A 21,873-nucleotide genomic window follows, 5' to 3' on the forward strand; every position below is an offset into this window, starting at 1 on the left:
TCAATGCGGAATCAATGCGGGAAGGGCCACAAGCGCAGCTTCTGCTTGCCCACCGCCCACAGCTTGGCCAAGCCATGCGGCTCGACGATCAGGAACCACACAATCAATCCGCCAAACGTCATCAGCTCGGCGTGCGACACGCCAGCGGTAGAAATCTCGAAACCAAACAGACCGGCCAGCGTCGGCAGCGCGCGCGCCAGCACAATCGGCAACACCACGATGAAGGCCGCGCCAAAGAAGCTGCCCATGATGGAGCCCATGCCGCCGATGATCACCATGAACAGCAGCTTGAACGACTGGTCCACCGAGAACGCCGCAGGCTCCCAGGCGCCCAGGTAGATAAAGGCCCACAGCGCACCGGCTACGCCGACGATGAACGAGCTGACTGCAAACGCGCTGAGCTTGGCGTACATCGGGCGAATGCCGATCACCGCCGCTGCCACATCCATGTCGCGAATCGCCATCCACTCACGCCCCACGGCGCCGCGGACCAGGTTTTTGGCCAGGAGCGCAATCACCGCCAGCACGCTCAGGCAAAACAGATACCGCGCTACCGGGCTTTCCAGCGAGAAGCCAAACACCTGCAGATTGTTGACCGACACCGATCCACTGGATGAGTTGTTGGTGAACCAGTTGACGCGCAAAAACATCCAGTCGGCAAAGAACTGCGCGGCCAATGTGGCAACCGCCAGATACAAGCCTTTCACGCGCAAGCTCGGCAGACCAAACACCATGCCAAACAGCATCGCGCAGACGCCGCCCAGAATCAGCGCGATCAGCAACGGCATGCCGTCGATGCGTACAAAGAAGTTGTAGGCCGCATAGGCGCCCACCGCCATGAACGCGCCCGAGCCCAGCGAAATCTGGCCGCAGTAGCCGACCAGAATATTCACACCCACCGCTGCCAACGAGAAGATCAGAAACGGAATCAGGATCGCGCGAAACATGTAGTCGCTGGCGCCCAGCGGCACGGCGACAAAGGCCACCAGCAGCAAGATCAGCATCGCCAGCCGATCCTGCGCGATAGGCAGGATTTGCTGATCCGCCCGGTAGGTGGTTTTGAATTGGCCGTTTTCTCTGTAAAACATAAGAATCTCAATAATCTTTTAGCTGCGACATAACTTTTGCTTCGCAAAAGTGAGTCTTCGCTGAAAAATAATTGATCGCGTATTTCATACGCGATCAATTATTTTTTCGCCAAACAAGCCTTGCGGCCTGATCAGCAAGAATCCAAGCGCTAGTACGTAGGCAAACCAAATCTCGATACCACCACCCACCATCGGCCCAATGTAGACCTCGGACAGCTTTTCACCAACACCGATGATCAAGCCGCCCACAATCGCACCTGGCACCGAGGTGAGGCCACCCAAGATCACAACCGGCAGCGCGCGCAGCGCCACCGTGGTCAGCGAAAACTGCACACCCAGCTTGCTGCCCCAAATCATTCCGGCGACCAGCGCGACGACCCCCGCCACGCACCAGACAATGACCCAAATGCGGTTCAGCGGAATGCCGATCGATTGCGCAGCCTGGTGGTCGTCGGCCACGGCGCGCAGCGCGCGGCCTGTCGAGGTCTTCTGAAAGAACACGCTGAGCAATGCCACCAGCGCTGCGGCTATCAGGGCGGCGTAGAAGTCTTCCTTGTTGATCAGGATGCCGCCTTCAAACGCGCTCTCCAGAATCATTACCGGGTCCTTGGGCATGCCGATATCGATCTTGTAGATGCTGTTACCAAACAGCGTCTGGCCCAGGCCTTCCAAAAAATAGGCAATGCCCAACGTGGCCATCAAGAGCGTCGTGCCTTCCTGGTTCACCAGATGGCGCAGCACCAGCCGTTCGATCACCCAGGCCACGACAAACATCACAACGCCGGCGCCGACAAAGGCCATCACGTTGGCCGCAATCGGATCGGTAATGCCCAGACCCGCCGGAATCCACTCCGAAAAGCGCGCCATCGCCAGCGCCGCAAACAGCACCATCGCGCCCTGCGCGAAGTTGAAGACACCCGAGGCCTTGTAGATCAGCACAAAACCCAAAGCGACCAGCGAATACAGCATGCCAGCCATCAGGCCGCCTAGCAATGTCTCAAGGAAAAATGCCATCAGTGAGAAGTCCCCAAGTAAGCACCAATCACGTCTTCGTTGTTGCGCACTTCGTCCGGCGTGCCGTCGCCGATCTTTTTGCCGTAGTCCAGCACGACGACGCGGTCGCTGATGTCCATCACCACGCCCATGTCGTGCTCGATCAGCACCACCGTCGTACCGAACTCGTCGTTCACGTCCAGCACAAAGCGGCACATATCCTGTTTTTCTTCAACGTTCATGCCCGCCATGGGCTCGTCCAGCAGCAGCACCTGCGGCTCCATCGCCAGTGCGCGACCCAAGTCCACGCGCTTTTGCAGGCCGTAGGGCAACTGGCCGACTGGCGTCTTGCGATACGCTTGAATCTCCAGAAAATCGATGATGCGCTCCACAGCCTCGCGGTGTTGGATTTCTTCGCGCAGCGCCGGGCCTATGCGCAAGGCCTGCATCAGGATGTTGCTTTTGATCTTCAGGTTGCGCCCAGACATGATGTTGTCCAGCACGCTCATGCCTTTGAACAGCGCCAGGTTCTGGAACGTGCGCGCCACACCCATCACGGCCACCTGGTGGCTGTTCATGTGTTTAAAGGTTTGCCCGCGAAATGCAATCGAACCTTGCTGCGGCGTGTAGACACCGTTGATGCAGTTCAGCATCGAACTCTTGCCCGCGCCGTTCGGGCCAATGATGGCGCGGATCTCGTGCTCCCGCACATCGAAGCTGATGTCGGTCAGGGCTTTGACACCGCCGAAGTTCAGCGAGATGTTTTTGACGTCGAGGATGACGTCGCCAATTTTGCGTTTCGTCATGCTGCTGCCTTCACCGGTGCGAAGATCTTTGCGTCTTCAATGCGCAGCGTGGCGCTGACGCTGCCAGTGCGTCCGTCTTCAAACTTGACCATGGTTTCAATGAATTGCTCGGTCTTGCCGCCGTACAGCGCATCTACCAGCACGTTGTATTTGTCGGCGATAAAGCCGCGACGAACCTTGTTGGTGCGCGTCAGCTCACCGTCATCGGCGTCCAGCTCTTTGTGCAACACGAGGAATCGACTGACCTGGCTGCCCGCTAGCAGCGCATCGGCACTCAGATCGGCGTTGACCTTTTCCACGCAATCCTTGATCAGCTGGTAGACCTCCGGCTTTTGCGCCAGATCGGTGTAGCCCGCATACGGCAGGTTGCGGCGCTCGGCCCAATTGCCGACCGCGTCCATGTCGATGTTGATCAGCACGCAAACCTTCTCGCGGCCATCGCCATAGGCCACGACTTCCTTGATATACGGAAAAAACTTCAGCTTGTTTTCCACGTACTTGGGCGCAAACATCGCCGCGTCAAACGTGCCGCCCTTGATGCGACCCACGTCTTTCACGCGGTCGATGATTTTCAAATGGCCGTGGGCATCGATGAAACCGGCGTCACTGGTGTGGTACCAGCCATCGGCCGTCAGCACCTCGGCCGTTGCTTCGGGGTTTTTGTAGTACTCCTTCAGCAAGCCCGGAGACTTCACCAGAATTTCGCCGTTGTCGGCGACCTTGATTTCCACGCCCGCGCAGGGCACGCCCACGGTGTCAGACCACGCCTGGTTATCGGGTTGCAAGCAGACAAAGACTGCCGTCTCCGTCGAGCCATATAGCTGCTTCAGATTAATGCCGATGGAACGGTAAAAACTGAACAGGTCCGGCCCTATCGCTTCGCCTGCGGTGTAGGCCACACGCACGCGGCTGAAACCCAGGTTGTTGCGCAGCGGCCCGTAGACGAGCGCGTTGCCCAGCGCGTACAACACGCGGTCGCCCAAGGCTACCGGCTTGCCATCCATCAGCGCAGGCCCCACCTTTTTGGCCACTGCCATGAAGGCGTTGAACATATAGCGCTTGATCGCTCCCGCATCTTCCATGCGTATCATCACATTGGTCAGCAGGCCTTCAAAAATGCGCGGTGGTGCGAAGTAATAGGTTGGCCCGATTTCTTTCAAATCAATCGTCGTCGTTGCGGTGGCCTCAGGGCAGCTCACTACATAGCCACACGACAGCCATTGCGCGTACGAGAAGATGTTCTGCCCCACCCAGGCCGGCGGCATGAAAGCCAATACTTCTTCGGCGTGCGTCAGGTGGTCAAATGCGGCACCGGCGCGGGCGCGGTCCAGCAGCGAATCGTGGGTGTGCACCACGCCCTTGGGGTTGCCAGTGGTGCCCGACGTGAAGAACATTGCTGCCACATCGTTAGGCGTGAGCTTCGCCACCTCTTGCGCAAAGAAGCTGGGGTTCGCTGCTGCAAAGGCCTTGCCGGTTTCCAGCAGGGCGTCGACTGATTGCAGGCCCGGCTCTTCGTAATTGCGCAAGCCACGCGGGTCGTCAAAGTAGATGTTGGCCAACTGCGGGCACTGTGCGCGAATCTCCAGCAGCTTGTCGACCTGCTCCTGGTCTTCCGCAAACGCGAAGCGCACCTCAGCGTTGTTGATCGGGAACACGCACTCCGGCGCGGCCGCATCCTGGTACAGCGGGATCGGCACTGCGCCCAACGACTGCGCCGCCAGCATCGTGGCGTACAGCCGGGGGCGATTGGCGCCCACCACCACCATGTGGTCATGCTGACGCAAACCCGCCTGGTGCAGTCCGGCGGCGAGCTGTTCCACCATGGTCGCCAGGTCAGCCCAAGTCAGCGTTTGCCAGATGCCGTATTCCTTTTCGCGCATGGCTGCATCCTGTGGCCGCGCCTTGGCGTGCCCCAGAAGCAGTTGCGGAAAAGTGGTTTGCGCGCCAGTTGTCATGTCACCTCGTTATGCCTCCGCATCAATGGCAGGGCTCTTGTATGGCGCAAATGGTAGTTCCGCATTTGACGTCGAGTTGTCATTTGGACGACAATTCAACGGTTTCTCGGTAGGTGTTTTCCCTTCACTTATCGCTACCTTACGAGCGCCTTTCTCCATGCTGACGACCAGCCCCCTGCACCAGCGACGACGCCCACTCACTGAGGCCGAATTGGCCACGATTCCTTGGCTGCGCGTGCTGGAGCCTGCGGAGCGCGAGCGCGCGGTCGACGATCTGCAAGTGGCCGAAGCCGGCGCCGGCGAGTACGTGTGCCGGATCGGCCGCCCGGTGACCTACTGGTTTGGCGTAGTCGATGGCTTGCTGAAAATGAGTGCAGACAACGAACAGGGAAAGACCATGACGCACACCGGAGTCCCCCCTGGCGGCTGGTTTGGTGAAGGCACGGCGCTGAAGCGCGAAGCCTATCGCTACAACATCCAGGCGCTGCGCAAGAGCCTGGTCGCGGGGCTGCATGTAGACACCTTCCACTGGCTGCTCGATCACTCGATTGGCTTCAATCGCTTTGTAATGAACCAGCTCAACGAACGCCTGGGCCAGTTCATCGCCGCGCGCGAGATCGACCGCCTCAACAACCCCGACATCCGCGTTGCCCGCAGCCTGGCCGCGTTGTTCAACCCGGTGCTCTACCCCGGCGTGGGCGAAGTACTGCGCATCACGCAACAGGAGCTGGCATATCTGGTCGGCCTGTCACGCCAGCGAGTCAACGAAGCACTGACCAACCTGGCCGCGCAGGGTTCAATTCGCGTGGAGTATGGCGGCCTGCGCATCCTCGATCCGCAAGCGCTGCGGTCACAGGTGTTTCAAGCGGAATAGGGCCGCAGAGCGCATCTGAATTGCGCAAGCAGCTACTATTTTTATAGCTATTAGCTCTGCAGGGTAGACGAAGCATGCGGCCCGGGTATCCGTTCTCCGGCCCACACGCGCTCTGTGGCAGCTGCAAATGGGGCCTGCGTCCGGATACCCGAACCACCTGCCTCGAATGCAAAATTCTCAACGCGAAAGATGATCCCTCGATATAGTTAACACTACAAAATACTCAGGGAGAGAGTTCATGGACAAAGCCTTCGATCCGCTTGTCAATTCGCTGAACGCGACGGCTGCCGCAATCACTGCAATTGGCCCGACGCACGCAGATACGCTCAATGCAACTCACGGATGGAATCAAGTGGGACTCACTTTAAGTGATCTTGCAAGTTTCGCCTCTAGATTGGCGACGGATATTCAGGAGTGCGGTTCAGACACAGTTGATAGCAAGGGGCAAGTGCTGCTGACTACCGCTGCAGCCCAAATGGATCAATTCCGAAGTACCGCAGTGCCGCAGTTCTGGGGCGGGAACGGTGTCCAAGCTGTTCCCGCTTACGTTGCGACAATTCAGGGTATGAGAGAGCGAGTTCGGCATCTAATGCCGAAGTACGCACCGGTTGATCAGCGAACATTGCCTGTTCAACTAGCCAAACGGGTCGCGCGCGTGGCTGCCGAACTTGACGCTGTTGTAGTGGATCGCGACACGCTGACAGATCGCATGAAGCAAATCAATGAAGCGTACGAAACTGCGGAGCTTCTCCCCGAGACTTTGGCTTCGCTAAATGAAGCCAAAGGCCAATTGGATGAATTAACAAAGGAAGCATCCAAGAACGCGGAGGAAATTAGTAAACAACAGTCAGCTGCCATTAGCACAGTCGCGGTCATGGATTCTTTTCGTGTAGAGGCTGAAAAGCTAGTTGCTCAATGCGAGGAAGCCTACCGAGTTACTACATCAAAGGGGCTTGCAGGGGCATTCGACCAGCGGGCAACTGGGCTTAGTCGATCTATGCAACTTTGGGTTGTTGCGCTTGTAGTCGCCCTAGGTTGTGCCGCATTCATGGGGGCACAGCGGGTCGAGTTACTTTCAAAGAACCTGGGAGATGCCGATCCAAAGTGGGGTGTGATTTGGTTGAATTTTGCTCTGTCACTTTTGAGCGTTGGAGGCCCGCTTTGGTTCGCTTGGGTGGCGACAAAGCAGATTGGTCAGCGCTTTCGCCTTGCAGAAGACTATAGCTACAAGGCCTCAATTGCAAAAGCCTACGAAGGCTACCGTCGAGAAGCTGCAAAACTTGACCCGGAATTCACTGCGAGGCTTTTCGGTTCATCTCTAACGCGCTTGGAGGAGCCTCCATTGCGTTTAATGGAGGCAACCTCTCATGGCAGCCCACTGCATGAATTGTTTAATTCTTCCAAAGTACAGGACGCGATGGCATTGGCCCCAATGTTTCGAGACAAAGTTCTTGCCCTATTGGCAGAAGCACAAAGCATCGCTACCCCTCGGAAAGCGGCAGAACCATCGCAGAAAACGACGACTCAGAGCTCCGACTGACAGTCTCTGAGTACGCCGCGTACTTGAATGAGAGCATCCTGCAATCCATCCCCCCATTTCTGCAGTGTGTCGCCCCGCACTATGCCCAGCCAGCCGACCGCGCCACACTGCAGGCAGTGACATCAACCTAAACACGCAGGATGAAAACCATGAACAAGTTACTGATAACAATGATGATCGCGGCTGCAGCGCCTCTGGCCATGGCGGCGCAGGAAACGCGCGAGCTTCCGGCGTTCAAATCCATCACCACCCAAGGCGCGTACAAGCTGGTGGTCACCGCCGGTCAGACGCAATCGGTGGTGGTGTCAGGCGAGCAGGATCTGATGGCGAAGCTGAGTACCAAGGTGGTGGGCGACGATCTCGTTATTTCCATGCCCGACGAGAAACGATCCGGCTGGAAAGACAAGTTGACCATCGTGATTGGCGTGGCACAACTCAACAAGTTTCAGATGGAGGGCGTTGGCGATACGACGCTTAACAAGCTGGCAGGCGAGGAATTCATTTTGCGTTACCAGGGCGTAGGCACGTTGACTGCCAATGGCAAGGTGCAGCGTTTCGTCCTGAAGGCCGAGGGCGTGGGCAGCGTGGATGCGCGTGAGCTGGACGCCAAGACTGTCGAAGCCAGCCTGGAAGGCATTGGTTCTGCCAAGGTGCGCGCCACTGAATCGCTGAACGCCAAGGTGGAAGGCATTGGCTCGCTGTCGTATTACGGCAGGCCAGCGCGGGTAATCAAATCGGCCGAGGGCATTGGCAGCGTACGCGCGGCGGAGTAATCCGCAGTATTAAGATTCGCAGATGAAAAAATCCATCTGCGCTGCCAGCCTCGCGCTGGCATTTACTACTTTTGCCGCCTTTGCCCAAACCACGACGCCGCTGACCTCCGGCATCGACACCAGTGCATTCGACACGTCGGTGCGCGTACAGGACGACTTCTACGGCTACATCAACGGCAAGTGGATGCAGTCCACGCAGATCCCGGCCAGCAAGGCCTCCTGGGGCACCTATCTGCAGTTGCGGGAAACAGCGCAAGAGCAGGTTCGCACCATTCTGGATGAGGCAGTCAAAAACCCAGGCCCTGCGGGTAGCGAGACGCGCAAGATTGCCGATCTGTACCAGACGTTTTTCGATCAGAAGTCACGTGATCAACAGGGCGTATTGCCATTGCTGGCGGACATCGTGCGCATTACCGCGACGCGCGACAAGAAGGACTTGCCTGCGCTGATGGCCCATTTGAGCCGCATCGGTGTGACCACGCCGATATCGCTGAGCGTCGCCCAGGATGCCAAGGATGCGACGCGCTATGCGGTGTACGCCAGCCAGGACGGGCTGGGGCTGCCGGACCGCGACTATTACCTGCAGGACGATGACGCCCGACTGATGGCGGCACGCAAGGCCTACCGGGCGCATGTGAAGAAGCTGCTGACCATTGGCGGGGACAAAAAACTGACAGCCGACCATACGGACGCCGTCCTCGCGCTGGAGACGGCCCTGGCAAAGATCCAATGGACACGCGTGGAAAGCAGAGACGCGATCAAGGCCTACAACCCGATACCTTTCAATCGCTTAAGCGAACTGGCGCCCGGTTTTGATTGGAATGCCTATGTGAACGCAGTCGGACTGACAGGCAAGACCGACTACCTCGTGGTGCGCCAACCCAGCTACTTCACCGCCATGGCGAGCCTGATCGACTCCACACCACTGGACACTTGGCGCAGCTACTTCACCGCACATCTGGTCGCCAGCTACGCGCCCTATCTTTCGCAGACCATAGTCGACGAGCGCTTTGCCTTCACCGGCAAGACGCTGCGCGGCGTACCCGAGAACGAGCCGCAGTGGCAATTGGCACAGCGCTTTGTCGACGGTGCGATGGGCGAAGCAGTGGGCAAGCTCTACGTTGCCAAATTCTTCCCACCGGAGAACAAGGCCCGCGTGCAGGCCATGGTGGACAACTTCCTCGCCACCTTCCGCGAAGGCATCAACACGCTGGAGTGGATGGGACCCGAGACCAAGAAGGAAGCGCTGGCAAAGCTGGCCACCTTCCGCCCCAACATTGGCTACCCCGACAAATGGCGTGACTACTCGGCGCTCAAGACCCAGCGCAAGAACCTCGTTGCCAACGTGCGCGCAGCGCGCAACTTCGCCTACCAGCGCGGCATCGACAAGCTGGGCCAACCGGTGGACCGTGGCGAATGGTCGATGACGCCACAGACCGTCAACGCGCAGTACAGCTCGCTAAGGAATGCGATCACCTTCCCTGCCGCCTTGTTGCAGCCGCCGTTCTTCAATGTGAAGGCTGAAGACGCGGTGAACTATGGCGCTGTGGGCACCAGCATCGGCCACGAAATCAGCCACGGCTTTGACGACCAGGGCAGCCAGTACGACGGCCTGGGCAATCTGCGCAACTGGTGGACTCCGGAAGACCGCAAGGCCTTCACGCTGCGCGCCGCGGGCCTGGTGCAGCAGTATTCGCTGTTCAGCCCGGTGCCGGGCTACTTCGTCAACGGCAAGCTGACGCTGGGCGAAAACATTGGCGATAACTCCGGCGTGGCGATTGCCTACAAGGCGTACAAGAAGTCACTGGGTGGCAAGCCTTCGCCGGTGATCGACGGAATGACTGGCGAGCAGCGCCTGTACATCGGCTTTGGCATCAAGTACCGCAACCTGCAGCGCGAAGACGCCGCCATCATGCAGATCAAGACCGACCCACATTCGCCCGGCGAGTTCCGCGTGAAAGGCACCGTGGCCAACCAGCCCGGCTTTTACGAAGCGTTTGACATCAAGCCCGGCGATAAGATGTATCTGCTGCCCGAGCAGCGCGTCATCATGTGGTGAAAATGGCTGCAGAGCGCACAGAACGTGCGCAAGAAGCTACGTTTTTTATAGCCTCAAGGCGCTTTGGCGCCGTGCTGTAACGAGCGGGCCTGCATCAGTCGCAGCATCGTCGGCCACATGTTGACGATGTAGTCGGCCAGCGCCTGCGCGCTGGGGAAGCGCTTTTTGGGGTTCTTGTTCATCATCTGGTCCAACAGATTCTGGAACTCGCCGAACTTGGGCTCGAAGCGCGGTGGCGGTGAATGCACATGCTGGTACAGCAGCGCTTCCATGCTGTCGGCCACATACGGCCGCTTGCCGGTCACCATCTCATAGAAGATCACGCCCAAGCTGTAGATATCGCTGACCTGGCTGACCGGTTTGCCGCCCGCTTGTTCCGGGCTCAGGTAATACGGCGATCCGACGATCTCGCCTTGCTGTGTGTGCTCCAAATTCTGAGTGGCGTGTTTGGCCACGCCAAAGTCGATCAGCGCAACACTGCCATCTTCGCGCACCATCAGGTTGTCGGGTTTTACGTCGCGGTGCACGATGCCCAGGGCGTGGATTTGCGACAGAGCGTAGGCCACCTGTAGCGCGATCGACAGCGCCTCAAATGGAGAGAATCCCGCCGCGAGGCGGCGCTTGATGTCGCCGTGCGCGAAATACTCCATCGTGATGAAGGCATGCGTATCGGTAAAGCCGTGCGCAAAAATCCGCGCCACATTCGGGTGTTCGATTTGTTCCAGGAGTGCGTATTCCTGGATAAAGCGCTCCAGCAGATTGGCGTCCTGGTTGATGCGGGTGTCGAGCAGCTTCACGGCCACTTCCAGACCGTCGGACTCGCGCTTGGCCAGGAACACTTCTGACATGCCGCCCGCACCCAGACGGCGCAGCATGCGGTAGCCTTTGATGACCGGAGGCACGCCGGTCGGTTGTGCAGCAGCCTTGGGGCCGGTTTTCTCCATCACCTGCACGCGCTTCATGCGGGCATTGACGGCATCCAGAATTTCGTCGCGGGTGAAGGGCTTGCCAAGATAGTCGTCCGCGCCCAGGTTCATGCCGCGGCGACGCTGTGCGCGGTCGGTTTTGCCCGTCAGAAAGATGAAGGGGATGGAGGCTGTGACGGGATCGGCCCGCAGCGCCTCCAGAAAACCGTAGCCGTCGAGCTCGGGCATCAGCACATCCGACAGGATCAGATCGGGCAGATACTGGCGCGCCAACGCCAGGCCGGTCAATCCGTTGCCAGCTTCAAGCGGCTCGTAGCCTTCCATGCGCAGCAGCAGCGCCAGATTTTCACGAATATCAGCTTCGTCTTCAACGATAAGAATCTTCAAACCCGCACCTCACGAACAGGGATGGCCAACGTTTTAGTCCTCTGATCTGGCAGAGGTAGGGTGACTATAGCGCCCCGGAACCTGTATGCCGATACCAAATTTGTAAGCGCAAAGAAGCGCGCGATAGGGACCCGCGCGTTCGGGCGTGCGCCCCTGTCGCCTCAGAAGGCGTTCATGCTAATAACGACCCGCTGCGCCGACTGATTCGTTTCAAAGCCGGAACCGTGCTTGATCCAGGACGGGAAAAGCACCAGATCTCCAGGCGCCGGATGGAACTTTGCGAACTCAAAGGTGTATTCGGTATAGGTATCTGGCCGAACGAAGTTCAAAAATGGATTTGGGTTCTCAAGGTACAGATCGCTGCTCTTTTCGTCTGTCTGGACATACAGCCCCGCAGACACTTTGGACTCGGGATGTACATGGTGCTTGAGCACACTGCCGGGGTACTGCACATTGAACCAGGAGTTGGTCATCGTGACGTCATTGAATCCCAACTCACGCGCGTAATCTTTCAACAACGCGGATAGGCCATTCGTAAGCCCCTTGAGGATCGGATAGCGGGCTTCCAATTCCTCGATCAGATGGGAATTCAGTCCAAAAGAGGACTTGGTTTCTCCAACGAATGCACCGTGCTCCCCCGCCTCCACGTCCAGACAGTGCTTGCATATGGTGCTGAGTTGCGCGGGCGACAAGACCTCCTTGTAGTAATTGACCGGTGTCGGGAAAAGCTTGAGAGTTTGTTTTTCCATGGTTGGCAACTATTCAATTCAAAACTACCCCGCGGGGCTCCGGCGCAGTATAGCTACGGCTGTCTTGCGCGACCTTGCCGTTGCGCCCGGCGTTTGTTATCGTCTGACATACATGCTCTTGCCGCGCGCATGGGCCATCAATAACAAGTGAGAACGAACAAAATGTTCAACGATCTGCGGGTAGCACACAAACTGTGGTTAGTGATCCTCGGGCTTTTGCTCCTGATGCTCTCGGTAGCGATCTGGGGCCAGCTGCGCTCCCGCCAGGCAACCGACGACACTGAGCGCGTCGTGGCCAAATTCGAAGAGGCTATTACCACCGCGGTGCGCTGGCGCGGCCTGGGTGAACTGGCAGTCACGATGTCGATGAGCAGCGCGGGCACCAGCGATCTGGATCTCAAAAAAGACTTTGACGCCCGCGTTGCCGCGCTGACAGCCCGCATCACACCCGTGCAGGAACAGGTCAACAAGACCGCCGTGACGGAAGCGGACAAGGCGGCCTTGGCCTATGTCGCCAAAACGCGCACCGAGCTGCGGGCTGTGGGGCCGAAGATCAAGGATTTGCGCGCCGCCGGTGATATGGCCGGGGTGCAGGCTTTCACTGAAAAGGAATACAAGCCGCTGGCAACTGCCTACCTGGACGCTATCGACAAATACGTGGCCGTGCAGGAAAAGCAGCGTGATGAGGCCGTCACCGCGCTGGAGGCAGTGCGGCAAAAGTTGGTACTGGTTTCCATCGTCAGCATCGTGGCCGTGTTTGCGTTGAGCATTTTCCTCACACTGTTGTTGGTGCGCTCAATCACTGGCCCGCTGGACCGTGCCGTCAAGGTGGCCCAGGCCATTACCGACGGAGACCTGACCCGCGAAGTGCATGACGACCGCAAGGATGAGCTGGGCGTGCTGATGCGCGCACTGTCTGACATGGTCACCAAGCTCCGAAGCCTGGTCTCGGACGTTCGCACGGGCGTGGAGTCCGTCACCACCGCTTCCGGCGAAATCGCATCGGGCAACCACGACTTGTCAGCGCGCACTGAGCAAACCGCCTCGAATTTGCAGGAGACCGCCGCCAGCATGGAAGAGTTGACCGCCACCGTGAACCAGTCGGCGGACACCGCACGCGAAGCCAACCAGCTCGCCACTGCTGCGGCAGAAATCGCGGCACGCGGCGGCGCCGTCGTCGGCCAGGTAGTGGTCAGCATGCAGCACATCACCGATTCATCGCGCAAGATTGGCGACATCATCGGCACGATTGACGGCATCGCATTTCAGACCAACATCCTGGCACTCAATGCCGCGGTCGAAGCCGCTCGCGCGGGTGAACAGGGTCGCGGGTTTGCCGTGGTGGCCTCCGAGGTGCGCAGCCTGGCCCAGCGCTCGGCTGAAGCGGCCAAGGAGATCAAAGGACTGATCAGCGCGTCGGTCAGCAGCGTGGAATCCGGCTCCCAGCAGGTGGAACAAGCCGGCAAGACCATGGGCGAAATCGTCAGCAGCGTGCAGCGCGTAACGCAGCTGATCGGCGAGATCACGGCAGCGTCCGGCGAACAGCGGGACGGGATTGCCCAGGTCAACCAGGCCGTTGCCAACCTGGACCAGATGACCCAGCAAAACGCTGCATTGGTGGAAGAGTCGGCTGCGGCAGCCTCTTCCATGCGCGATCAGGCCGAACATCTGTCCAAAGTGGTTTCCGTGTTCAACGTGGGCGGCCACTCTCAGAGCGGGCGTCTGCTGCGTTAAGAGCAAAATCGGCCTCCAACGCCCGTAAAATGTGCGCAACCAGCTCTCAAATTTATAGCGCATGACCGACCCCAAACCGACCCCCACCTTCCGCCGCGCAGCGCCTCCGCCTGCCAAGGCGCCTATTCCCGCCGGGCAATCCAACACCGCAGCCCACGGCGCCAATGGCACGGTACGGCTGAACAAGCGCATGGCCGAGTTGGGCATGGCCTCGCGCCGCGAGGCCGATGAGTGGATTGGCAAGGGCTGGGTTACCGTCAACGGCCGCGTCGCCGAGATGGGCATGCAGGTCCTGCCCGATGTGAAGATCGAAATCCACAAGTTGGCCGAGGGCCAACAGGCCAAACAAGTCACCATCCTGCTCAACAAGCCGCTGGGCATCGTCAGCGGCCAGGCCGAAGACGGCCACGAACCGGCGATCACGCTGATTCAGCCCGGTAACCGCTGGGCCGAGGACAACGCGCGCTTCTTCTTCCACGGCAGCCAGCTCAAGAGTCTGGTGCCCGCCGGGCGGCTCGACATTGACTCCACCGGCCTGTTGGTGCTGACGCAGGATGGCCGAGTGGCGCGCCTGTTGATCGGCGAAGACTCGGTGATGGAAAAAGAGTATCTGGTGCGCGTCGTCTACACCGGCAACGAAAACGCCGCTGCGGCGACATCGGCTGCCGCCACGTACGGCGGCAAAGTCACCCAACTCAGCCGCATCGACGACGACGACCCGGTGAGCCAGGATGTGCAGTCCGTCTTCCCGATGGAAAAACTCAAACAACTGCGCCATGGCCTGAGCCTGGACGGCCAGGCGCTGAAGCACGCCAAGGTCGAATGGCAAAACCCCGAGCAACTGCGCTTTGTGCTGACCGAAGGCAAGAAGCGGCAGATCCGCCGCATGTGCGAAATGGTCGGCCTGAAGGTTGTGGGCTTGAAGCGCGTGCGTGTCGGCAAGGTGATGCTGGGCAATCTGCCGGTGGGCCAGTGGCGCTACCTGCAGCCGCATGAGCGATTCTGAAATGCAACTCCCTTCCCGCTTCTGGGCTGACCTCAGCACCCACCACTTCGCGCAACTGGCGGCCAGCCCGTTGTTGGACAAGGCGGTGGCAGTCCTGCCAGTGGCCGCGACCGAGCAACATGGCCCGCATCTGCCCACAAGCGTAGACGGCACTTTGGTGGACGGCGTAATTGCCGCCGCCCTGCCGCACTTGGCCGCTGAGTTACCCGTGCTGGTATTGCCAACCCAGGCCGTGGGCTATAGCCCCGAGCACATCCGCTTTCCCGGCACGCTGACACTTTCCGCGCCCACGCTGATTGCGCTGTGGACCGAGCTGGGTGCCAGTGTGGCGCGCGCCGGTATCAAAAAGCTGGTGCTATTCAACAGCCATGGCGGTCAGGTCAGCCTGATGGACATCGTCGCGCGCGAGCTGCGCACCGCGCACGACATGATTGTGTACAGCAGCAGTTGGTACAACCTGCCGCTGGGCGATGCGGTCAACGGCTTGTTCCCTGCGGAAGAGCACCGCTTTGGCGTGCACGCGGGTGATATGGAAACGTCGATGATGCTGGCCCTCGCATCCAAACGCGTGGACATGGCACAAGCCAAGAATTTTCACAGCAGCTCGCAAGACCGCGCCGCGAAATATCCGATTCTGGGCAACGGCAAGAGTGCGAAGCTGGGCTGGCAAATGCAGGACTACAACACGCAGGGCGCAGCCGGCAATGCCGCAGCGGCGACCGCGGCCAAGGGCCAGGCGCTGCTGGATGCGGCGGGCGTGCAATTGGCCAAGCTGCTCGCCGAAGTGAGCGACTTGCCGCTCTCCACGCTCAAAGCTTCGCCCGACCTCTCCTGAAACGCCCCATGCAGCACCTGCGCCCCACTGACATCCGCGGCGCAGCGCAACTAGCGACCCAGGCGACGGTGGGTGTAGCCCGCATCGCCGAGGGCGTGCACCAGTCGGTCTGGGGCAGCATGGGCGTGCCCGGCGGCAAAGCGCCTGGCGAAACCCGTGGCCTCACAGGATTGGTTTACCAGTGCGTGCGCGGCGTCACCCAGCTGGTGGGCAAAAGCGTGGACGTGTTGTTGGCCAAACTGCAACCGATGCTGGAGCTTGCCGAGCAATCTGCGCCCGAGTCCTACCAGCGCGCAGCCGTTCTGGCTGCACTGAATGGCGTACTGGGTGACCGGCTGGCGGCTACCAACAACCCGCTGGCCACACCGATGACGCTGCGCTGGTCGGGTCGGGTTTTGAGCCCGCAAGACAAACCGAGCGCAACCGAGGTGAACGGCAAAGTGATGTTGTCCATCCACGGCCTATGCATGAACGAGTTGTCGTGGGATTTGCCGTTGCAAGACCTGGGCTACACGCCGGTCTACCTGCGCTACAACACCGGCCTGCACACCTCGACCAACGGCCAGGAACTGGCCGAGCAGCTTGAGCAACTGCGCAGGCTGTGGCCCGTGCCAATTGAAGACTTGACCATCGTGGCCCACAGCATGGGCGGCCTGATTACCCGCAGTGCGGTCCACACGGCCCGGCAATCCGGTATGCAATGGCCGCAAAGCCTGAAAACCATCGTCTTTCTGGGCACGCCCCACCACGGCGCTCCGCTGGAACGCGCGGGCAACTGGGTCGATGTGATTCTGGGCGCCACGCCGTACTCCCGTCCGTTCGCCAAACTGGGCCAGTTGCGCAGCGCAGGCATTACCGATCTGCGCTTTGGCCTTGCAATGGATGCTGACTGGCAGGGTCAAGACCGTTTCCGACGCAGCCCGGACCGGCGCCAGAGCCTGCCGTTGCCCGCGGGCGTGGCCTGTTACACGGTCGCGGCCACCACTGCCGCGCGGCGCGGCGCTTTGGCGGATCGCCTGATCGGGGACGGATTGGTGCCTTTGCAAAGCGCGCTGGGGCAACACGACGACCCCAAACTCCATCTGGTTTTCCCCAAACCCAACCAATGGATCGCGTGGCAAACCCACCACATGGCATTACTGAACAGCACGGCGGTGGCGGAGAAACTGCGGGATTGGTTGGCCCGCTAGACCAAGCCTGTCCGGAGCGCGTGCCGTTCAATACGCAAAAACACCCCAAAAACCACCAAATATCCGGCCAATCAGCAATTGGTCGCAAATTGGATGTGCTGGTCATTAAGCTTCTTTACATTAGCACCCTGACGCCATAATTGGCCCCTTGCAGGCGACTTCTGCTCCTATTTGCCGCCATGCTGCCGAAAAACCGCTTCCTTTCTGGAGATTCCCCGATGTCGCGCACTCTGCCCCTGATATTGATTCTCGCGCTGTCCGTCAGCCTGTCCGCCTGCAATAAATCGTCTGCCAAGAGCGACAAGAAGGACGGTGACAATGCGCCGACCAAAATCGTCGTGGCACCGGAAGACCTGATCACCACCCAGGACAGCACGGTGGCCAGCGGCCCGGTCATCACCGGCTCCATCCAGCCCGAGCGCAAAGCCGATTTGCGCGCCGAAGTGTCTGCCGTCGTGCTGCAGGTCATGAAGGAAAACGGCGATGTGGTGCGCAAGGGCGACGTGCTGGTGCGGCTGGACGAAACCGCGATCCGCGACAACCTGCGCTCGGCGGAAGACAATGCCCGCAGCGCCGCCCAGGCGCTGGACCAGGCCGAACGTACGCTGCAACGTCTGAAGACATTGCGTGAGTCCGGCATGACCTCCATGCAGGCACTGGACGACGCCGAAGTGCGCCGCAATGCCGCACAAAGTGAGCTGTCCGCCTCCAACGCCCGCGCTGCCAGCGCCCGCCAGCAGCTGGACCGCACCGCAGTGCGCGCACCGTTTGACGGTGTCGTCGGCGAACGCAAAGTCTCCGCGGGTGACACCGCATCCGTCGGCAAGGAATTGCTGAAGGTGCTGGACCCCAGCAGCATGCGTTTTGAAGGCCGCATCTCGGCTGACAAGGTCAGCCAAGTCAAGCTCGGTCAGGCCGTCAATTTCCGTATCAACGGCTACACACAGGACTTCCGCGGCAAGGTCATGCGCATGAACCCCAGCGCCAACGATGTGACACGCCAGGTGGAAATTCTGGTGGCATTCAACGATGCGGCCCAGCCCCGCGTCAGCGGTCTGTATGCCGAAGGCAATATCGAAACCACCAAGGTGGCAGCCCTGACGCTGCCAGAAGGCGCACTGGTCAAGGCGGGCGACAAGACGTCGGCCTGGCGCGTGAAGGACCAAAAGCTGGCCAAGGTGGATTTGACTGTCGGCCCGCGTGATGCACGCACCGGCTATTACGAAGTCAAGAGCGGTCTGACTGCTGGCGATGTCGTGATGCGCTCGCCGAGCTCCAGCCTCAAGGCCGGCCAGGACGTTGAAATGGCAACCTCCAAGCCGGCCCAGCCCGCATCCGCTCCTGCAGCTGAAGGGAAGTAAGCATGTTCCTCTCAGATTTCAGTATCAAGAAGCCGGTCGCGACGATCGTCCTGATCATCGCGCTGATGGCGATGGGCCTCTTGGCCCTCTCCAAGCTGCGCGTCAACCAGAACCCGGATGTCGAAGTGCCCGGCGTACAGGTTTCGCTGCTCTACCCCGGCGCATCGCCTGATTCGGTCGAACGCGAAATCGTCAACCGGCTGGAAAAATCGCTGCTGTCCGTGCCCGGTGCGGTGCACGTCTACTCCAGTAGCAACGAAAGCAATGCCTCGTTCTGGATCGAGTTCTCGTTCTCCAAGAACATGATCGAGGCCTCGGACGAAGTGCGTGGCGTGATCTCCAATCTGCGCTACAAGCTGCCGACCGAAATGCGTGAACCGGTGCTGCGCCGCTTCAACCCTTCCGCCCAGCCCATCATGAACATGGCGCTGTCGTCCAACAGCCAAAGCCACGCCGCGATTTCACGTCTGGCGGAGGACCAGTTGTCGGATCGCCTGCGCGCTGTACCCGGTGTTGCCACCGTCATCATCAACGGCTCTCTGAAGCGTGAACTGTCGGTGTTGTTGCGCGCCGAGAAGATGCGCGAATTCAACATTTCGGCCAGCGATGTGGTGGCTGCTTTGCGTGCGCAAAACACCAATGCGCCGGTCGGCAAGGTCACCGGCAAGCTGGATGAAGAGAGCATTCGCCTGATTGGTCGCATCGAAACGCCGGAAGAGTTCCAGAACGTAGTAGTCAAACGCATGGGCGGGCAGATCGTGCGCCTGGCCCAGGTCGCTTCGATTGAAGACGCCTATGCGGACATCTCTTCTTTCAGCGTGCGCAGCGGCAAAGCCAACGTCGGTATCCAGATCACCCGGGCCCGCGATGCCTCCACGGTCAGTGTTGCCGACTCCATCCGCAAGATGGTCGAGGAAATCAACAAGGACCTGGACAAAGAAGGCCAGGGCACCAAGCTGGAAATCACCCGCGATGGCGGCAAGGATGCGCAGCGCAGCCTGAACAACGTGATCGAATCGCTGGTATTGGGCGCCGTGTTGACCATCTTTGTGGTTTACGCTTTCCTGAACTCCTGGCGCTCCACCCTGATTACTGCGCTATCCCTGCCGACATCGGTGATTGCCGCATTCATTGCGGTCTGGTTATGCGGCTTCACGCTGAACTTCATGACGCTGCTGGGCCTCTCTTTGGCGATTGGTGTGCTGATTGACGATGCGATCGTGGTGCGGGAAAACATCGTGCGCCATATGCAAAATGGCTCCGACCGCCGCACTGCGGCACTGGAAGGCACGGCGGAAATCGGTCTGGCCGTGGCGGCCACGACGTTCTCCATCATTGCGGTGTTCATTCCCGTGGCCTTCATGCCCGGCGTGTCCGGCGAATGGTTCCGACCGTTTGCGCTGACAGTGACCTGCTCGGTGCTGGTCAGCCTGGCGATCTCGTTCACGCTGGATCCGATGCTGTCGGCCTACTGGGGTGACCCGGCAGACCACCACACTGCACCCAAGACAGGCATCTCCAAAAAGCTGCAGGTTTTCAACGACTGGTTTGACCACCAGGCCGACCGCTACGGCAATGTGATTGCCTGGGCACTGCACCACCGCATCTGGATGGGTGTCATTGCGATCGCCAGCTTTGTCGGCGCCATCGTGCTGCAAGCCACCGTGGGCGGAACCGCCTTCCTGCCAGCATCCGACTCCGGCAACATCATGATTGAAGTGCGCACACCGGCTTCGTCGTCAGTCGAGTACGCCCGCCTGAAGATGATGCGGGCCGCCGATATTGCACACACGCTGCCCGAGACCAAGGAAACCAACGTCAACATCAGCCCAAGCGGCGGCCGTATATATATCGATATCGGCAAGCGCAATACGCGGGCCCGCAGCGCCAAACAGATCGCTTCCGACCTGCGTGAAAAGATCCGGCCTTTGATCGGTGCCGAATACACGGTGCTGGACGACCTGAACAACGGCGCCCGCAAACCGGTGCAGATCGACTTCACCGGACCTGACTCGCGCAAGCTGCTGGAGATCACCAATGCCTATATGGACAAGCTGCGCCAGATCCCTGGTGCGGTGGACGTGGGCCTGTCCGAGCAGGAGCCCAAGAAGGAACTGCAGATCGAACTGAACCGCGGCTTGGCCAACTCCATGGGCATTACCGCCAATGACGCGGCGCAAGCTCTGCGCGTGGCCTTTGCCGGTATTGAAGTCGGCGACTGGGTCGACCCAAGCGGCGAAACCCGCGATGTCGCGGTGCGCCTGCACCCGGATGACCGTGTCAGCAAGGAAAACATCGAACGGCTGCCTGTCAATGTGACCGGCACCAACCAGATGGTGCCGCTGGAGCAGATCGCCACCGTGACCATGGGCAAGGGCCCCTCCGGCATCGACCACACCGATGGCAAGCGCACGGTTACCGTGTCGGCCAACGTGCAGGGCCGCTCCAACGGTGAAGTCACCGATGACGCCGTCAAGCTGGCCAAGAGCTTCTCCTACCCACCAGGCTATGGTATGGACTTGGGTGGCGCTGGTCAGGACCAGGCCGAACTGGGCAAGCAAATGGGCATTGCGCTGATCTCCGGCATTGGCCTGATGTACCTGATTCTGGTGATGCAGTTCGGCTCGTTCACCGCGCCGCTGGCAGTGATGCTGTCGCTGCCGCTGTCGCTGATCGGCGTGGTGGTGGCCCTGATCATTGCCCGCAGCACGCTGAACCTGATGAGCATGATCGGCGTGATCATGCTGATGGGTCTGGTCGCGAAGAACGCGATCCTGCTGCTGGACGCTGCGCGCAAGCAGGAAGCTGAAGGTGTGGACCGCGAAGATGCGCTGATGCATGCGGGCCGGGTGCGTCTGCGGCCTATCCTGATGACGACCTTTGCGCTGATCGCTGGCATGTTGCCAGTGGCCATCGGCATGGGTGAAGGCGGCGAGTTCTACCAACCATTGGCCATCGCGATCATCGGCGGCACGATCACCTCGACGATCCTGACGCTGCTGATGGTGCCGACCTTCTACGACAGTATTGAAATCAAGCGCGACCGCATGGTGGCCAAGTTCCACCGCCGCGCGGAACGCCTCAATGTGCTGGTGGCCTTCGCACTCACCTTTGCCGAAGCCATCGCGACCTTGTTGTTGTTGCGCTTCGGGTTCCGCATGGTCATGAAACTGTGGAACAAGGTGCAAGGCCGCAAGGGCCTGGCCCCGGTCTGAACGGGCACGACGCCCCAATAAAAAACCGACCCTAGGGTCGGTTTTTTATTTATATCTTGGTATCCGGATCGGTCAGATCCATGGGCACGGTGTCGTCGTAGGACGGATCCTTGGGGGGTGGTGCAGGAAGATCGTCGCCATCGTCCGTTTGCAGACTGTTCTGCCAAAGACCCCAGGCGGTGTCCGAGTCGCTCTCGACTACATCGGGCAGGGGCAAGGGATCCAGCAAAGCGTCGTACGGCTTTCCTGAACTGGTTTTGGGCGCACCTGGGTTTTGCGGTTTTTCCGGCTTCATTGTTGCGACATCCCTCTTTGCCTCAATACTAACGGGAATTCCATGACACGCAACTGACGGACCGCGGAATTCCCTTGTGCACAATCC

Annotated in this window: 17 protein-coding genes; 10 read left to right on the forward strand and 7 right to left on the reverse strand. The window is 59.8% G+C overall.

Annotation, left to right across the window (positions count from 1 at the left end; all coding sequences use genetic code 11):
- Window positions 1-11 precede the first annotated feature (11 nt).
- The 4 genes from AC1DV6_RS02060 to AC1DV6_RS02075 all read right to left on the reverse strand — a co-directional run bounded on the left by AC1DV6_RS02060 (window position 12) and on the right by AC1DV6_RS02075 (window position 4,842).
- A complete protein-coding gene (locus AC1DV6_RS02060; RefSeq protein ID WP_477974637.1) occupies window positions 12-1,088 on the reverse strand; it encodes a branched-chain amino acid ABC transporter permease in 1,077 nt (358 codons plus the stop codon).
- 84 nt (window positions 1,089-1,172) lie between these two features.
- Complete coding sequence (locus AC1DV6_RS02065) at window positions 1,173-2,102, reverse strand: branched-chain amino acid ABC transporter permease (RefSeq protein ID WP_477974639.1); 930 nt, start codon at window positions 2,100-2,102, stop codon at window positions 1,173-1,175.
- Window positions 2,102-2,887 carry an ABC transporter ATP-binding protein gene (locus tag AC1DV6_RS02070; protein WP_477974641.1) on the reverse strand — a complete coding sequence of 262 codons (786 nt, stop codon included), beginning with the start codon at window positions 2,885-2,887 and terminating at the stop codon, window positions 2,102-2,104. The genes AC1DV6_RS02065 and AC1DV6_RS02070 overlap by 1 nt, the downstream gene beginning before the upstream one ends.
- Window positions 2,884-4,842, reverse strand: coding sequence for an AMP-dependent synthetase/ligase (locus tag AC1DV6_RS02075; RefSeq protein ID WP_477974643.1), 1,959 nt, complete (start codon window positions 4,840-4,842; stop codon window positions 2,884-2,886). Before AC1DV6_RS02075 ends, AC1DV6_RS02070 begins: the two co-directional genes overlap by 4 nt.
- 157 nt (window positions 4,843-4,999) lie before the next feature.
- On the opposite strand from AC1DV6_RS02075, the gene AC1DV6_RS02080 reads away from it, so the two are divergent.
- From AC1DV6_RS02080 to AC1DV6_RS02095, 4 genes are all read left to right on the forward strand, one after another.
- On the forward strand, window positions 5,000-5,716 hold the full coding sequence (locus tag AC1DV6_RS02080; RefSeq protein WP_477974645.1) for a Crp/Fnr family transcriptional regulator: 717 nt from the start codon (window positions 5,000-5,002) through the stop codon (window positions 5,714-5,716).
- A gap of 238 nt (window positions 5,717-5,954) precedes the next feature.
- Window positions 5,955-7,256 carry a coiled-coil domain-containing protein gene (locus AC1DV6_RS02085; RefSeq protein WP_477974647.1) on the forward strand — a complete coding sequence of 434 codons (1,302 nt, stop codon included), beginning with the start codon at window positions 5,955-5,957 and terminating at the stop codon, window positions 7,254-7,256.
- A gap of 149 nt (window positions 7,257-7,405) precedes the next feature.
- The gene (locus AC1DV6_RS02090; protein WP_477974649.1) at window positions 7,406-8,029 is read left to right on the forward strand and encodes a head GIN domain-containing protein; all 624 of its coding nucleotides are present in this window, start codon (window positions 7,406-7,408) and stop codon (window positions 8,027-8,029) included.
- A 22-nt stretch (window positions 8,030-8,051) separates the two neighbouring features.
- The gene (locus AC1DV6_RS02095; protein WP_477974651.1) at window positions 8,052-10,088 is read left to right on the forward strand and encodes a M13 family metallopeptidase; all 2,037 of its coding nucleotides are present in this window, start codon (window positions 8,052-8,054) and stop codon (window positions 10,086-10,088) included.
- A 53-nt stretch (window positions 10,089-10,141) separates the two neighbouring features.
- Here the strand turns inward: AC1DV6_RS02095 and AC1DV6_RS02100 are convergent, their stop codons facing one another.
- A complete protein-coding gene (locus AC1DV6_RS02100; protein WP_477974652.1) occupies window positions 10,142-11,401 on the reverse strand; it encodes a protein kinase domain-containing protein in 1,260 nt (419 codons plus the stop codon).
- Between the two features lie 161 nt (window positions 11,402-11,562).
- Entirely contained in the window at window positions 11,563-12,150 is a 588-nt protein-coding gene (locus AC1DV6_RS02105; RefSeq protein WP_477974654.1) for a TIGR02466 family protein, read from the reverse strand.
- A gap of 147 nt (window positions 12,151-12,297) precedes the next feature.
- On the opposite strand from AC1DV6_RS02105, the gene AC1DV6_RS02110 reads away from it, so the two are divergent.
- The 6 genes from AC1DV6_RS02110 (at window position 12,298) to AC1DV6_RS02135 (ending at window position 21,491) form a co-directional block, all read left to right on the forward strand.
- Entirely contained in the window at window positions 12,298-13,884 is a 1,587-nt protein-coding gene (locus tag AC1DV6_RS02110; protein ID WP_477974656.1) for a methyl-accepting chemotaxis protein, read from the forward strand.
- A 61-nt stretch (window positions 13,885-13,945) separates the two neighbouring features.
- Window positions 13,946-14,890, forward strand: coding sequence for a pseudouridine synthase (locus AC1DV6_RS02115; RefSeq protein WP_477974658.1), 945 nt, complete (start codon window positions 13,946-13,948; stop codon window positions 14,888-14,890).
- Window position 14,891: 1 nt separating this feature from the next.
- On the forward strand, window positions 14,892-15,725 hold the full coding sequence (locus tag AC1DV6_RS02120; protein WP_477974660.1) for a creatininase family protein: 834 nt from the start codon (window positions 14,892-14,894) through the stop codon (window positions 15,723-15,725).
- A gap of 8 nt (window positions 15,726-15,733) precedes the next feature.
- Complete coding sequence (locus AC1DV6_RS02125) at window positions 15,734-16,915, forward strand: esterase/lipase family protein (RefSeq protein WP_477974662.1); 1,182 nt, start codon at window positions 15,734-15,736, stop codon at window positions 16,913-16,915.
- Between the two features lie 218 nt (window positions 16,916-17,133).
- Complete coding sequence (locus AC1DV6_RS02130) at window positions 17,134-18,276, forward strand: efflux RND transporter periplasmic adaptor subunit (protein ID WP_477974663.1); 1,143 nt, start codon at window positions 17,134-17,136, stop codon at window positions 18,274-18,276.
- Window positions 18,277-18,278: 2 nt separating this feature from the next.
- The gene (locus AC1DV6_RS02135) at window positions 18,279-21,491 is read left to right on the forward strand and encodes an efflux RND transporter permease subunit (RefSeq protein ID WP_477974664.1); all 3,213 of its coding nucleotides are present in this window, start codon (window positions 18,279-18,281) and stop codon (window positions 21,489-21,491) included.
- Between the two features lie 49 nt (window positions 21,492-21,540).
- Here AC1DV6_RS02135 and AC1DV6_RS02140 read toward each other — a convergent pair whose 3' ends face one another.
- Window positions 21,541-21,786 (reverse strand): hypothetical protein, encoded by a 246-nt coding sequence (locus AC1DV6_RS02140; RefSeq protein WP_477974666.1) that lies wholly within the window; start codon window positions 21,784-21,786, stop codon window positions 21,541-21,543.
- Between the last annotated feature and the right edge of the window lie 87 nt (window positions 21,787-21,873).

The organism is Rhodoferax sp. P2_H8_2, from assembly GCF_056403235.1.

Coding starts and splice junctions, on each gene's coding strand:
- AC1DV6_RS02125 (WP_477974662.1), top strand. CDS start 15,734: ATGCAGCACCTGCGCCCCACTGACATCCGCGGCGCAGCGCAACTAGCG.
- AC1DV6_RS02085 (WP_477974647.1), top strand. CDS start 5,955: ATGGACAAAGCCTTCGATCCGCTTGTCAATTCGCTGAACGCGACGGCT.
- AC1DV6_RS02070 (WP_477974641.1), bottom strand. CDS start 2,887: ATGACGAAACGCAAAATTGGCGACGTCATCCTCGACGTCAAAAACATC.
- AC1DV6_RS02105 (WP_477974654.1), bottom strand. CDS start 12,150: ATGGAAAAACAAACTCTCAAGCTTTTCCCGACACCGGTCAATTACTAC.
- AC1DV6_RS02065 (WP_477974639.1), bottom strand. CDS start 2,102: ATGGCATTTTTCCTTGAGACATTGCTAGGCGGCCTGATGGCTGGCATG.
- AC1DV6_RS02135 (WP_477974664.1), top strand. CDS start 18,279: ATGTTCCTCTCAGATTTCAGTATCAAGAAGCCGGTCGCGACGATCGTC.
- AC1DV6_RS02075 (WP_477974643.1), bottom strand. CDS start 4,842: ATGACAACTGGCGCGCAAACCACTTTTCCGCAACTGCTTCTGGGGCAC.
- AC1DV6_RS02140 (WP_477974666.1), bottom strand. CDS start 21,786: ATGAAGCCGGAAAAACCGCAAAACCCAGGTGCGCCCAAAACCAGTTCA.
- AC1DV6_RS02060 (WP_477974637.1), bottom strand. CDS start 1,088: ATGTTTTACAGAGAAAACGGCCAATTCAAAACCACCTACCGGGCGGAT.
- AC1DV6_RS02080 (WP_477974645.1), top strand. CDS start 5,000: ATGCTGACGACCAGCCCCCTGCACCAGCGACGACGCCCACTCACTGAG.
- AC1DV6_RS02130 (WP_477974663.1), top strand. CDS start 17,134: ATGTCGCGCACTCTGCCCCTGATATTGATTCTCGCGCTGTCCGTCAGC.
- AC1DV6_RS02090 (WP_477974649.1), top strand. CDS start 7,406: ATGAACAAGTTACTGATAACAATGATGATCGCGGCTGCAGCGCCTCTG.
- AC1DV6_RS02115 (WP_477974658.1), top strand. CDS start 13,946: ATGACCGACCCCAAACCGACCCCCACCTTCCGCCGCGCAGCGCCTCCG.
- AC1DV6_RS02095 (WP_477974651.1), top strand. CDS start 8,052: ATGAAAAAATCCATCTGCGCTGCCAGCCTCGCGCTGGCATTTACTACT.
- AC1DV6_RS02120 (WP_477974660.1), top strand. CDS start 14,892: ATGCAACTCCCTTCCCGCTTCTGGGCTGACCTCAGCACCCACCACTTC.